The organism is Alkalibacterium putridalgicola (genome assembly GCF_900109825.1).
GTDB classification, from domain to species: domain Bacteria; phylum Bacillota; class Bacilli; order Lactobacillales; family Carnobacteriaceae_A; genus Alkalibacterium; species Alkalibacterium putridalgicola.
In genome coordinates this window covers 26666-40711 of the sequence record NZ_FOBL01000008.1, presented here as the reverse complement: position 1 = coordinate 40711, position 14046 = coordinate 26666, and the positions used below count along the sequence as shown (strand labels likewise).

The 14046-nt window shown below is 44.8% G+C and carries 15 protein-coding genes; 14 read left to right on the top strand and 1 reads right to left on the bottom strand.

Going from position 1 to position 14046, the window contains the following annotated elements:
- Positions 1-16 precede the first annotated feature (16 nt).
- From BMX84_RS03920 to recN, 10 genes are all read left to right on the top strand, one after another.
- On the top strand, positions 17-1078 hold the full coding sequence (locus BMX84_RS03920; RefSeq protein ID WP_091487403.1) for a M24 family metallopeptidase: 1062 nt from the start codon (positions 17-19) through the stop codon (positions 1076-1078).
- A 125-nt stretch (positions 1079-1203) separates the two neighbouring features.
- Positions 1204-1761 (top strand): elongation factor P, encoded by a 558-nt coding sequence (gene efp, locus BMX84_RS03915; protein WP_091487402.1) that lies wholly within the window; start codon positions 1204-1206, stop codon positions 1759-1761.
- Between the two features lie 53 nt (positions 1762-1814).
- Entirely contained in the window at positions 1815-2219 is a 405-nt protein-coding gene (locus tag BMX84_RS03910) for an Asp23/Gls24 family envelope stress response protein (RefSeq protein WP_091487477.1), read from the top strand.
- A complete protein-coding gene (gene nusB, locus BMX84_RS03905; protein ID WP_091487400.1) occupies positions 2216-2701 on the top strand; it encodes a transcription antitermination factor NusB in 486 nt (161 codons plus the stop codon). Before BMX84_RS03910 ends, nusB begins: the two co-directional genes overlap by 4 nt.
- 173 nt (positions 2702-2874) lie before the next feature.
- Positions 2875-4224, top strand: coding sequence for an exodeoxyribonuclease VII large subunit (xseA, locus tag BMX84_RS03900; RefSeq protein WP_091487399.1), 1350 nt, complete (start codon positions 2875-2877; stop codon positions 4222-4224).
- 13 nt (positions 4225-4237) lie between these two features.
- On the top strand, positions 4238-4453 hold the full coding sequence (locus BMX84_RS03895; RefSeq protein ID WP_091487397.1) for an exodeoxyribonuclease VII small subunit: 216 nt from the start codon (positions 4238-4240) through the stop codon (positions 4451-4453).
- A gap of 32 nt (positions 4454-4485) precedes the next feature.
- Positions 4486-5367, top strand: coding sequence for a polyprenyl synthetase family protein (locus tag BMX84_RS03890; RefSeq protein WP_091487396.1), 882 nt, complete (start codon positions 4486-4488; stop codon positions 5365-5367).
- A gap of 24 nt (positions 5368-5391) precedes the next feature.
- Positions 5392-6198, top strand: coding sequence for a TlyA family RNA methyltransferase (locus BMX84_RS03885; protein ID WP_091487394.1), 807 nt, complete (start codon positions 5392-5394; stop codon positions 6196-6198).
- 198 nt (positions 6199-6396) lie between these two features.
- Positions 6397-6846, top strand: coding sequence for an arginine repressor (gene argR / locus BMX84_RS03880; protein WP_091487392.1), 450 nt, complete (start codon positions 6397-6399; stop codon positions 6844-6846).
- 31 nt (positions 6847-6877) lie between these two features.
- Positions 6878-8596: a DNA repair protein RecN gene (gene recN / locus BMX84_RS03875; RefSeq protein ID WP_091487391.1), complete on the top strand. Its 1719-nt coding sequence runs from the start codon at positions 6878-6880 to the stop codon at positions 8594-8596.
- Between the two features lie 72 nt (positions 8597-8668).
- On the opposite strand, the gene BMX84_RS12780 is transcribed toward recN, so the two are convergent.
- A complete protein-coding gene (locus BMX84_RS12780; RefSeq protein WP_281282298.1) occupies positions 8669-8782 on the bottom strand; it encodes a SpoIIIAC/SpoIIIAD family protein in 114 nt (37 codons plus the stop codon).
- A 178-nt stretch (positions 8783-8960) separates the two neighbouring features.
- Between BMX84_RS12780 and gndA the strand changes: the two genes are divergently transcribed.
- The 4 genes from gndA to BMX84_RS03855 all read left to right on the top strand — a co-directional run bounded on the left by gndA (position 8961) and on the right by BMX84_RS03855 (position 13939).
- On the top strand, positions 8961-10400 hold the full coding sequence (gene gndA, locus BMX84_RS03870; protein WP_091487389.1) for an NADP-dependent phosphogluconate dehydrogenase: 1440 nt from the start codon (positions 8961-8963) through the stop codon (positions 10398-10400).
- Positions 10401-10621: 221 nt separating this feature from the next.
- The gene (locus tag BMX84_RS03865; protein ID WP_091487388.1) at positions 10622-11314 is read left to right on the top strand and encodes a response regulator transcription factor; all 693 of its coding nucleotides are present in this window, start codon (positions 10622-10624) and stop codon (positions 11312-11314) included.
- Positions 11311-12852: a HAMP domain-containing sensor histidine kinase gene (locus BMX84_RS03860; protein WP_246119097.1), complete on the top strand. Its 1542-nt coding sequence runs from the start codon at positions 11311-11313 to the stop codon at positions 12850-12852. The genes BMX84_RS03865 and BMX84_RS03860 overlap by 4 nt, the downstream gene beginning before the upstream one ends.
- Before the next feature lie 157 nt (positions 12853-13009).
- The gene (locus BMX84_RS03855; protein ID WP_091487386.1) at positions 13010-13939 is read left to right on the top strand and encodes a nuclease-related domain-containing protein; all 930 of its coding nucleotides are present in this window, start codon (positions 13010-13012) and stop codon (positions 13937-13939) included.
- Positions 13940-14046: the final 107 nt, after the last annotated feature.

Genomic DNA, 14046 nt, shown 5'->3' with positions numbered 1-14046 from the left:
AGAATAGGGTGTAACTATGTCACGTGTAGAAAAAATTCAGAACAAGATGAAAGAACAGAACGTTGAAGCATTACTTATAACAAGTCCATATAATCTGAGATATGCTTCCGGATTTACCGGATCGACGGGGCTGAGCGTCATGACGCAGGACAAGGCATACTTCGTTACCGATTTCCGGTATACCGAACAGGCTGCAGAACAGGCTGTCGGCTTTGAAGTGATCCAAAATACAGGACCAATATATGATGAAGTGAAAACGATCGTTGAAAATGAAAAAATCAATGTTTTGAGTTTTGAAAAAGATTTCGTGACCTATGCTACATTCGACCAGATCAGAGACATGCTGCCATGTGAACTGAACCCAAGCAGCGGACTGCTGGAATCGCTGCGAGAAATCAAAGACGAAGACGAAATCGAAACCATCCAGAAGGCGATCCGGATCACGGAACACGCCTTTGAAGAAATACTGCATTATATCAAACCCGGCGTGACAGAAATAGCTGTCGCCAACAAACTTGACTTTTTGATGCGTGAACAAGGTGCGACAAGTGTCTCTTTTGACACCATCGTGGCCAGCGGCAAGCGTTCTGCAATGCCTCATGGGGTGGCCAGTGACAAGGAGATCGAAGAGGGCGACATGATCACGATAGACTTCGGCTGCTACTATAAAGGGTATGTTTCAGATATGACACGGACATTTTCTTTGGGCGATCCCGGGGAAGAACTGAAGAAAATCCACCAGATCGTTCTGGATGCCCAGCTGAAAGTGAACGAGGCGGCCAGACCTGGTATCACAGGTAAAGAACTGGATGCGATCGCCCGAGAATACATTACTGAAAAAGGCTACGGTGATGCGTTTGGTCATTCTACCGGTCATGGCATCGGACTGGAAGTTCACGAAAATCCAGGGATCAATTTCCGAAACGAACAACCGCTGGTCGAAGGCAATGTGATCACCAATGAACCCGGAATTTATATTCCCGGATTGGGCGGGGTAAGAATTGAAGACGATCTGGTCATCACGAAAGATGGTAACCGCAATCTGATGAAGGTAACCAAAGAACTGATCCAGCTTTAAAAAGTTAAATTTATAGAAAAAATTACCTGTGAAAATAGGTTTTCATACCTAATCATGATACAATAGAAGCAAGCAAACTCATCGGTTCTTGAATACCGATCGAGAGGTAACTAGGAGGAAATCGAATGATATCTACAAGTGATTTAAAAACAGGACTAACGATCGAATATGATGACAGCATCTGGCGTGTCGTGGAATTTCAGCACGTTAAACCAGGTAAAGGTGCTGCGTTTGTCCGTTCAAAACTTAAAAATCTGCGTACCGGTGCTCTGCAGGATAAAACATTCAGAGCCGGCGAAAAATTCGAGGCAGCACATATCGAAACCAAAACGATGCAGTATCTTTATGATAATAACGGCAGCCATGTCTTTATGGACACGGACACTTATGAACAGCTGGAGATCCCAGGCGAGCGCATCGAAGAAGAACTGAAATACATGAAAGAAAACATGGAAGTCAGCATCATGATGTACGGAAGCGAAGTCATTGGTGTCGAAGTCCCTAACAAAGTCGAGCTGAAAGTCGTAGAGACTGAACCGGGTATCCGTGGTGATACATCCGGCGGCGGGTCAAAACCTGCTACACTGGAAACAGGCGCAGTCGTAACTGTTCCCTTGTTTGTCAACAAAGATGATGTACTGGTCATCAATACAGCCGAAGGAACATACGTCTCCCGCGCGTAACTAAAAGTTTGCTGAACCATTTCAAAGGAGGAACGACAGTGGAAGAAAAAGTGATGAGAACAAACCAGAGCAATCCTTTCGGTGAAATCGAAGTCGCCCCTGAAGTGCTTGAAGTTATTGCCGGTATTGCGGCTAACGAAGTGGATGGCGTCTATGCCATGCAGGGGAAATTTACCAAAAAGATGAAAATCGCCTTCGGGAAACCGAATCATAAAAAAGGTGTGCATTTAACTTCTGACGAAGACGGTTTGAAAGTAGATATCTACTGCTACTTCAAGTTTGGCGTCAACGTACCTGAAGTCGCGCAAGCCATCCAGAAGAAAGTGCGTGAACAGATCTTCCATATGACAGATATCACGTTAGCCGAAGTGAATATCCATATCGCAGATATCGTACCGGAAAAAACATCATTCCAGGACTTGTTTGACCTGGACAGAGAAGAGGATGAGGAAGAGTGACCACTGTAAGGCGTGTAATTAGGGAAAAAGCCTTTCAGTCTCTTTTCCAATTAGCTACCCATGAAGAACTGACTGTAGATGAAGCCATTCAATTAGCCCTTGATAGTACGCTGTCGCATAAAGACGACCGTTCGATCGAAGAAGCGATGGCTGCTGTTCTACCGATAGAAAACAAAAAAAATAAAGAAGAAATCGTGACTGATGCCATCACCTATCTGAGAGTGTTAGTAAATGGTGTTCAAGAGCATCGTGACGATATCGATCAGACGATTACAAAGCATTTGAAAAACTGGACGATAAACCGTCTGGAGCGGACCAACTTATTACTGTTGAGACTAGCGACATATGAATTGGTTTACCAGCCGGCAGTAGATAAGCGTGTTGTCATGAACGAAGCGATCGAACTGACGAAGACATTCAATGATGACAAGTCAAGCAAGTTCGTCAACGGCATCCTGCAGAGTATTGCCGACAATAGATAGAACTTTTTCTGTCGTTCCCAAATTATCTGCTTTTGTTATGGATGAGCTCAAGAACTGAGATGAATGACGAGCAGTAAGAGAGGGCGAAAAGCAGGACGGAAGACCGTCTGCTTTTCTGCTCTTTTTCTATTTACATAACTAACAGAAATGAAAATCAGGAAGGAAAAAAATGTATGGACCAGGAGTACCTAACTGTTACTCAGCTGACACGTTACGTTAAACGCAAGTTTGATCAGGACCCCTATCTGGAACGTGTCTTTGTCAAAGGAGAAATATCGAACTATAATCCGAAACGCCGGAACAGGCATCAGTACTTCAGCATCAAAGATCAGGGAGCTAAGCTGTCTGCTGTGCTGTTTTACAACGAACAGCAGAAACTGGGGATAGATCTGGAAGAAGGCATGAGTGTATTAGCGGTCGGCCGTTTATCGGTATATGAAAAGACGGGCGCTTATCAGCTTTATGTCGACCATATCGAACCGGAAGGACTGGGACAGCTTTATGCCGCGTATGAACAGACGAAGAAGAAACTGACCGAAGAAGGCTGGTTTGATCTCGAACGCAAGAAGCCGCTCAAGCGGTTCCCGAAAAAAATCGGGATCATCACAAGTCAGAGCGGAGCCGTTATCAGAGACATCCAGACAACGATCGAAAGACGCTTTCCCATAGTGGAACTGTACTTGTTCCCAGCCGTCGTTCAGGGAGACAAAGCCGCAGATTCCATTGTCAGAAGCATCCGTCAGGCAGATCAGGATTATGACCTGGATACCCTGATCGTCGGACGTGGAGGCGGGTCCTTCGAAGACCTTTTTCCGTTCAACGAAGAAAAGGTGGCGCTGGCTATCGCAAATGCACGAACGCCTGTCATCTCTTCTGTCGGACACGAAACGGATACTACCCTGGCTGATCTAGCTGCCGATATCAGAGCTGCTACACCGACAGCGGCTGCCGAACTGGCGGTACCGGTGCTGACTGAAGAAGTCGGCCGGATCGACCAGAACCGTCAGCGGGTGACGCAGGCGATGACGACGATCATCCGTCGTGAAAAAGAACGTGTCGACCGTCTGGAGCGTTCGTATATCTTCAGACAGCCCAGACGCTTGTATGATGGATACAGTCAGAACCTTGATCAGCTGACAGACCAGCTGATCCGGACCGTCGATGATCAGGTCAAGGAAGACAAGTACCAGGTACAGCTCTTAGACCAGGAACTGAAAGCCTATCACCCTTGCGCCAAGGTCAGACAGGCTGCCGAAAATAGAGAACAACTGACGAAACAGCTGATGTCAGCAGCTAAACACTACGTAAAAAATCAGGAAAACGATGTGAATAGCCTGATACAGTCACTGGATCATTTATCCCCGCTGAAGATCCTTAGTCGTGGTTATGCCATTGCACAAAATGAAGCGGGCGTAGTCAAATCAGTGGATCAGGTTACTGCAGAGGATAAAATCGACATCACGGTCGCGGATGGCAGCATCAAAGCGAGAGTGGAAGAAACAGTGAAGAAAGAAATTGAGTAAAAAGGAGAACTTTATGGATAAAGAAAAAACATTCGATGAAGCAATGAAAGAACTGGAAACGATCGTGACAAAACTCGAACAAGGTGATGTTCCTCTGGAAGAGGCACTGGATCAGTTTCAGGAAGGCATCAAATTGAGTCGCTACTGTAAAAGTATCGTAGAAGATGCGGAAAAAACAGTAACGAAAATGGTCAATGAGAATGGGAATGAAGAAATACTTGAAGACTGAACAGTTACTTAATGACATAAAAGGAGCCGGCTATGCATTTTCAGACGTTTACTAAAAACTACAAAAAATCATTTGAAAAGTATTTAACTAATCTGGTTCAGGATAAAAGCCAGACAGCAATTGAAGAAGCCATGCGCTATTCTCTGGAAGCAGGGGGCAAGCGACTTCGTCCACTTATCCTGATCGCGCTGGTCAATGCTTTTGATAAGGATGTATTGCAGGCTTACCCGGCTGCGGCAGCGCTTGAGATGATCCATACCTATTCGCTTATACATGACGACCTTCCCGCAATGGATGACGATGACTTGAGAAGAGGCAAGCCGACCAGTCACATCAAGTTTACCGAAGCGACGGCTATACTGGCTGGCGATGCGCTTTTGACCAAGGCTTTTGAAGTTGTGACAGAGGGAGAACTTTCCGATAAACTCAAACTTGCCTTGGTAAGAGAACTGGCTCAAGCATCAGGACATGAAGGCATGGTCGGGGGACAGCAGGCAGATATGGATGGTGAAAACAAAGACTTGACCGTCGAAGAATTGGCCTCGATCCATTCACGTAAAACAGGTATGCTCATTCGATTCGCTTTTCGAGCGGCAGGGATCTTATCCGAAGTAGACAAGAACACCCTAAGCGATCTGGATACGATAGCTGACAAAGTCGGCATTGCCTATCAAATCAGAGATGATATCCTTGATGTCAGCAGTACCGAAGAAGAACTCGGTAAACGTGTCGGAGCAGATGCAAAACATGGCAAGAGCACTTATCCGGCTTTACTTGGACTGGAACGTGCACAGGAGCTTTTCGCTGAACATCTTGATGAAGCTTTGGCACTGAACGAGGCGATAAACAACCGTATATCTAACTTTGACAAAGAACTGCTGGAGTCCTTTATCCAGTCTCTTAAATTGAATTGAAATGCTCAACAGCGAGGTGAAAAAGTGAAAAAAGAACGGGCAGATGATTTGCTTATTGCACAGGGATGGGCCGAAAATCGTGAAAAGGCGAAGCGGTTCATCATGTCTGGGAAAGCCTATACGGAAAAGGAAGAACAGATTTTTACAGCAGGAGAAAAATGGCCGGGAGATACAACCGTCTATATCAAAGGGACTGATCAGTTGTATGTCAGTCGCGGCGGAAGAAAACTGGAAAAAGCCCTTGAAGTGTTCGACATAGACTTAAGCGGCCGGATCGTTCTGGATATCGGAGCCTCGACAGGTGGTTTTACCGATGTATGTCTGCAGCAGGGGGCGAATCGTGTCTATGCCCTGGATGTCGGGACGAACCAGCTGGCCTGGAAACTGCGGATCGATGAACGCGTCGAAGTGATGGAACAGACTAACTTCAGACATGTCACGATCGACGATTTCAAAAAAGGAAGACCTGAATTTGCGACGATCGACGTTTCGTTTATTTCTCTGAAAAAAATCTTTCCGACGCTGAAAACGATCCTTATAGAAGGCGGCGAAGTCGTGGCGCTGATCAAGCCTCAGTTTGAAGCACATAAAGAGGATGTCGGCGAAAAAGGCATTATCACCGACCGGTCCGTTCACGAATATGTAGTCAGAGACAGTGTGGATTATCTCTATGATCAGGGGTTTGAAGTGAAACAAGTGATTCCCTCACCTATTAAAGGCGGGAAAGGAAACAAAGAATTTCTGGCCCATATCGTTTTAAGAGGAAAAACACCTCAAAGCAAAGAGGAACATGTGAACAGTGTGATCAGCGAAGCGCTGTTTGCTGACTGATCACTGTATATAATCGATTATAATATTAATAAACTGCTTTTTCTATGCAGCTGCTGTGTTTAAAAGAACATAGCTTCTCAAAGTGTTGATGTTGGCATATATGGTGAAAAGAAGTATAATAAGAGTGTATAAACTGTATAAATATACTGACGACCTGTGAAGCTCACAACGAGGCAAACATGCATAGGAGTGAAAAAAGTGAAAAAGAAAGAAAGACATCAATTGCTGAGGAAGCTCGTTCAGCAGGATGTAATTCGAAAGCAGGAAGATTTCGTCGATAAACTGCATGAACGTGGGATCGAAGTCACTCAGGCAACGATTTCCAGAGACATCAAAGAACTGCAGCTGGTGAAAGTACCGGCTCAGGACGGCGGCTATCGGTATAATCTACCTCCTGAGATGAATTACGATATTTCCAAGAAACTCTCCCGCTTGATGAGAGATGCCTTTGTATCCATCGACACCCAGAGAGAATTTGTTTTAATTCGAACGCTTCCCGGAAATGCCTTTGCACTGGGATCTTTGATCGAGACAGCCAAGTACAGTGAAATGTTCGGCTGTGTCTCAGGCGACGACACGGTCTTAGTCATCTGTCGTGATGAAGAAAGTGCAGAACGTTTCCAGAGAAGAATCATCTCCTTTATATAAACTAATCATTAACAGACTAGGAGGTTTGTCTTTGTTAGAATCGTTGCGGATCAACAATTTTGCAATAATAGAAGAATTGTTCTTAGACTTTAAAGAGGGCATGACTGTATTGACGGGTGAAACCGGTGCAGGAAAGTCCATTATCATTGATGCAGTAGGCTTGCTGGCTGGAGGAAGAGGATCGACAGAATTTGTCCGCTTTGGGTCAAAAAAATGTGTCCTGGAAGGTGAATTCAGTTTCAGACCGTCAGCGGAGCTTATGGCTCTGTTCAGTGAACATGAGATCGAACATGAAGCCAATACTCTGCTTGTTCAGCGTGAGATCTTCACGAGCGGCCGGACCGTCTGCCGTATCAACGGGAGCATCGTGACCATTGCCGTACTGAAAGAAATCGGCAGTCACCTGATCGATATCCATGGACAGAATGAACATCAGGAGCTCATGGTAACTGAATATCACAGTCATCTGCTCGACTACTTTGGCCCCAAAGAGCTGCTCAAACTGAAGAAAGAATACCAGGATGTCTTTCACGATTTTAAACAGCTGACTAGAGAGCGCGACCAGTGGGTGTTCAACGAACAGGAACTGGCCCAGCGCCTGGATATCTTAAGGTATCAGGTCGATGAAATCGAAGCGGCCCAGCTGCATCCGAATGAAGAAGAGGAGCTGCTGGAAGAAGAGAAGAAACTGGCGAACCATCAGGCGATCGTCGAAGCCTTATCTTCCAGTTATGCGGCCCTTCAAGGAGAAGAATACAGTGGACTCGACAGTGTCGGGCAGGCTATGGAAAAAATGGCTGCTGTGGAAAACATAGACGAGTCATTCAAGCAGATATCGGAAAGTTTGTCCACAGCCTTTTTCCAGCTCCAGGAAGCGGCCAGTGATATTTATTCTGAACTGGATGGTCTGGAGTATGATGAAGAACGGCTCAATGAGATCGAGACCCGCTTGAATTTTATTCAGCAGCTGAAACGGAAATACGGAAATTCTGTGGAAGCCATACTTGATCATTTTGAGAAGTCAGATAAAGAACTCAAGAGTCTGGAAAATAGAGAAGAGCAAGTGGATGGATTAAGTAAAAAAATCAAAACCGCTCAGACTCAGGCCCGCAAACTGGCTGAAGAACTGTCAGCCATCAGAAAAGAGACAGCAGTTGAACTGGAAAACAGTATTCAGGAACAGCTGAAAGAACTTTACATGGAAAAAGTGAAATTCCAAGTCGCGTTCAAAGGTCCTGAAGCTGCTGGAGCAGATGAACCGGTGCTGACCGAACAGGGAATCGATAAGATCGAGTTCTTTGTTTCCACCAACCCTGGTGAACCGTTGAAAGCACTGAGTAAAGTGGCATCCGGCGGAGAACTGTCGCGTATGATGCTTGCCATGAAGACGATCTTCTCGCAGTCACAAGGCATCACGAGCATTATCTTTGACGAGGTGGATACCGGTGTCAGCGGCCGTGTGGCTCAGGCGATCGCGGATAAAATTTATTCGGTCGCCAAGCATTCACAAGTCCTGTGTATCACTCACCTGCCTCAGGTCGCTGCTATGGCTGATCAGCATCTCTACATCAAAAAGACTACAGACGATGAACGCACGCAGACAAGTGTGGAACGTCTTATGGAGAATGACCGTGTGGAAGAGATCGCGCGTATGCTTTCCGGAGATGAACTGACTCAACTGACTAAAGAAACTGCAAGTGAATTACTGAAACTAGCCGGAAAGAAAAAAGAGCGTGTCAAAAAGAAATGACTGGAATCAAAAAAATCTCCTGTCTGAATAGCAGACAAGAGATTTTTTCCAGGATGTTTAAGTGATTGTTGATTATAATACGCTCAGTAATGAAGCAAATACTGGGACAACCATCGTCAGAACAAGAATACCGATCACGATGCGTGTCATTGTGCCTGTAGATCCTTTTTCTTTTCTGTTAGCCATAGGATGTGCACCCACTTTCTTAATTCATTTCAGCTATAAGTGTACTGAAAGTAGCTTTAAAATGCAAGAGTCAAGTTGAGAGTTTCAAAAGTGTTCATATTTTGTTAATATATAAAGGTAAACTCTGTAAGAAAAGAGATAAGTAATTCAGCACGAAATAATAGGAGGAGTTTGATCAATGAGTAAACAACAAGTCGGCGTCATCGGAATGGCTGTCATGGGGAAAAATCTGGCCTTGAATATCGAGAGCCGCGGTTATTCTGTGTCGCTATACAACCGTACGTCATCAAAAACAACAGCGGTAGTCGAGGAAAACCCTGACAAAAATGTCGTAGCTACCTATGAACTGGAAGAATTCGTCGATTCTCTTGAAAAACCAAGAAAGATTTTGTTGATGGTTCAAGCCGGTAAAGGAACAGATGCTGTGATCCAGCAGTTACTGCCTTATTTAGATGAAGGGGATATCCTTATCGACGGTGGAAATACATTCTATCAGGACACGATGCGTCGCAGCAGCGAACTGGCAGACTCAGGCATCAACTTCATCGGTACCGGCGTATCCGGCGGTGAAGAAGGCGCGCTTAAAGGTCCAGCGATCATGCCGGGCGGACAAAAAGAAGCCTACGATCTTGTATCACCGATCCTTGAAAAAATCGCAGCCAAAGCTCCGGCCGACGGTGAACCATGCGTGACCTATATCGGACCGAATGGCGCCGGACACTACGTCAAAATGGTGCATAACGGTATCGAATATGGCGACATGCAGCTGATCGCCGAATCCTATGACTTAATGAAAAATATGGTCGGCTTGTCAAATGAAGAAGCGGCAGAAGTCTTCAACGAATGGAACGAAGGCGAACTGGATAGCTTCCTGATCGAAATCACAGCCGATGCACTGACTAAAAAAGATCCTGAAACAGGAGAAGACATGGTCGATGTCATCCTGGACCGTGCCGGAAACAAAGGGACCGGTAAATGGACGTCTCAAAGTGCTTTGGACCTGGGCATCCCACTTCCATTGATTACAGAATCTGTCTTTGCCCGTTATATTTCAGCAATGAAAGAAGAACGTGTGGAAGCCAGCAAAGTCCTGCCTAAACCGGCAACAAAACTTTACGATGGCGACAAAAAAGAACTGATCGAAAAAATGCGAGAAGCCTTATACTTCAGTAAAATCATGAGTTATGCACAAGGTTTCGCCCAAATGGGGACAGCATCTAAAGAACATGATTGGAACCTCGAATATGGTGAAATCGCTAAAATCTTCCGTGCCGGCTGTATCATCCGTGCGCGCTTCCTGCAAAAAATCACGGAAGCGTATGAACGTGAACCGGAACTTAAGAACCTGGTCCTTGATGAATATTTCATGGATATTGCTGAAAGATATCAGCAGTCAGTGAGAGATCTTGTTGGACTGGCAGTGCAGGCAGGCGTTCCTGTACCAGCCTTTTCATCAGCGATCGCCTACTACGATTCCTATCGTTCAGAACGTTTACCGGCAAACATCATTCAGGCACAGCGTGACTACTTCGGTGCGCACACGTATCAGCGAGTAGATAAAGAAGGAACGTTCCACTTCGACTGGTATGGTAACGAAGGTGAAGAAAGCTGGGACTAGACTAAGGTTATTTTATAAAAAAAGTTATAATAGTAGGTTTTCATTCCGAAAACCTACTATTTTCTCGTTATAAATTTTATAACTTGTTATAATGTTTAAATTAGATTAGTCTTACATTTCTAATTATTCAAAATTGTGGTAAACTGAAAGGGCGTAATGTCAGGAAAAATCACATTAATTTAAACTCATAAACGCATAAAAAAACAGTAGGAGTGAAAAACGTGGCAAAGATTTTAATTATTGAAGATGAAAAGAACTTAGCTCGCTTTGTTGAACTAGAATTGACACATGAAGGGTTTGAAACGGAAGTCCGTTTTGACGGTCGTTCAGGTCTGGAAGCGGCAGTCGATGAAAATAAAGAATGGGATATCGTCCTGCTCGACTTGATGCTGCCCGAATTAAATGGTATCGATGTTGCCCGACGCATCCGTCAGGTCAGCAACGTGCCGATCATCATGATGACAGCCCGCGACTCTGTTATTGACCGTGTTTCTGGTTTCGATCATGGTGCGGATGATTATGTCGTCAAACCTTTCGCGATCGAAGAATTATTGGCGCGCATGCGTGCACTGCTTCGTCGTATCGAAATCGAAACAGAAGAAAACGTCAGCCGTCAGACGACCATCACGTATAGAGACATTACGGTCGAAAAAGAAAACCGTGTCGTTAAACGCGGAGAAGAAGTCATTGAACTGACTAAAAGAGAATACGAACTCCTTGTCGAACTGATGGAGAACTTGAACGTCGTCTTGTCGCGTGAAGTGCTTTTAAATAAAGTCTGGGGATATGAAACTGAGGTGGAAACCAACGTGGTGGACGTCTATATCAGATACCTGCGTAACAAGATCGATGTTCCAGGAAAAGAAAGTTATATTCAAACGGTCAGAGGAACAGGCTACGTGATGCGTACGTGAAACCTCAAGCAGCCGTTGATACGAAAGGAATAAATGAGAAAAAACGTATTTCTTTGAGATGGAAGTGGACTATCGGGGCTGCGATTGCACTATTCTTAACTTATACCATATTTTCTACGATCCTGTTCATCACTTTTCAGCAGATCATGATCGACAATGAACAGCAGGCGGTCAGGAATGTCATGGTGAATTTGACAGAACGATTCGGTCAGCACTTTTACGATCTGACAGAAGAGGATGTTGAAGAGATCCTGGATCAGCAGGAGTTGTATCTGACCCCTGAAATGCCCATTATCGAAGAGACGCAGAATCAGCGAAGTACGCCTTTGCGTGCAAGTCAAGGGAGTATTGTGATCAGAGTCTACAACCCTGAAGAAGAATTATTATATGAAACCAATGATAGCGATATTGCCTTTGAACCGAATGAAACGCTTCAGATCGAATCGGTGGAAGAAGGGCCGAATGGTGAAGCTTTATCGGCCATCACGCCCGTCTACTCCTTTTTGAACAATGAACGGATCGGATACGTCCAGGTCATCAACACCTTGTCGTCCTATCACGAATTGTTCAGAAGTGTTTTAGGTGCGATCCTTCTGACGGGGGTCATCGCCCTGCTCTTTAGTGGGGTCATCGGTTATATTATAGCCATTTCCTTCCTACAGCCGATCCGCCGGTTGACCGAAGCCATGCATATCATTGAAAAAGATCCTGAGTCCAGTGAACGTATCGATGTGGGAGACGGGAACGATGAGCTGACAGAACTGGCCAATGCCTACAATGCCATGCTCGATCGGATGCAGCGGAACATCGAACAGCAGAAACAGTTTGTGGAGGATGTATCCCATGAGCTGCGCACACCAGTGGCTGTCGTAGAAGGACATATGAAACTTCTGAACCGCTGGGGTAAAGATGATCCTGTCGTTCTGGACGAGTCACTCAGTGCATCGCTTCAGGAAATCGAACGCATGAAGAGCCTGGTACAGGAGATGCTCGACTTGTCCCGTGCCGAACAGGTGGAGATCCATTATAAAAATGAACGGACATCCGTGCGTGAACTCATCAATCAGACCTACAACAACTTCAAGCTGGTCCATCCTGATTTCACTTTTATTCTGGATGATGACCTTCACAAAGAAACCTATGTCAATATTTACCGTAATCATCTTGAGCAGATATTGATCATCCTCTTGGATAATGCAGTGAAATATTCGACAGATCAGAAAGTAGTTCATTTGAGTGTATCTGACAATGGCTCGAATATTCAGATCGCCATTCAGGACTTTGGTGAAGGGATGACTGAAGAAGATACCGAGAAAATTTTCCACCGTTTCTATCGTGTCGACAAAGCGAGAAGTCGTCACAAAGGCGGTAATGGACTGGGCTTATCTATCGCTAAGCAGCTGATCGAAGGCTATCATGGGAAAATTTGGGCAGAAAGTGTCCTGCATCACGGATCTATCTTCCGGATCGAATTACCGAAACTTAAAAAAGCAAAGACTTCTTTGAAAAACACGGAAGCCAGTACCAGCGAAGACTAATAAAGAATATCATCTAGAATAGAATACCTTCACTCTGAACCGTACATCTTTATGTATGGTTCGGAGTTTTTTTGACAAAAAAAGTCAGTTTCTGATTTGTTGGGTAGTAATTACTATAGAAGGAATTATGAATTTCTATAGAATTGGAGGAGCATAAATGGACATGATGGAGATGACTGACATGTCATACATGATTAACAGGATGGAAAGGACGAACGAGACGAAGAGAAAGAAATCAGATCAGCTGAAAATACTGGAGTCGCTGAACAGCCGGACTCATTTGGCGCATGCTCAGCAGCAGTATATGATCAATCTGCAAAAGGGGTTTGAGGGCGAAGCACTCTTTGACAAGCTTATTCAGAATTATCTGGGTACGGATAGGGAATGTCTGCAGGACCGGCTAATCACTTACAACGGGTCGACAGCACAGATCGATGCCCTGATCCTTATTGGCAACACGCTCAATCTGTATGAAGTGAAAAATTATGAAGGGGAACACCAGCAGTTGTCGGGACACTTCCGCCGTCTCAAAGGACAGGAATTCATCTGTCCGAGTATCCAATTGAACCGGACAGAGAAAGTTCTTCGGCAGATTTTAAGTCAGTGGACTGAAACTTTTGAGGTACATTCGTATGTGATTTTCGTCAATCCAGCCTTTACGCTATACGATGCAAAAATCAGTGACCCGTTTATTCTGCCGACACAAATCAGGAAGCACTTTGAGAAACTGAAAAAGAATCAGACACAGTCATCAAAAGAATGCATCCGGCTCATCAATAAGCTGCAGTCGGAAAGCAGAAGCGGCGAAAAGTACAGAGGAACACCTCAAAATTATGCTTACGAAGATTTGAGAAAAGGACTCATCTGCAGTAACTGCCATTCATTCAACTTGAAACTGACCCAGCGTCAGGCTATCTGTCGGGACTGCGGTGAACAACGGAAAAATGACAGACTGCTGCTAAGTCATATAGATGAACTTACCTTGCTTTTCCCGGAAACAAAACTTACAACAGCACTAGTGTATGACTGGATCGATGGAAAGTTGATTAAAAGAAGAATAGGACGGTTATTGCATAGTCTTTCTTGAACAGAGGGTTAACTTTAGATGTTTTAGATTTCAGAGTAGAATGTCGCAGTCGCGAGCAGAGAAGGCGATGAGTGAACAGTTAGGTGGATGAAATGTCGCAGTCACGA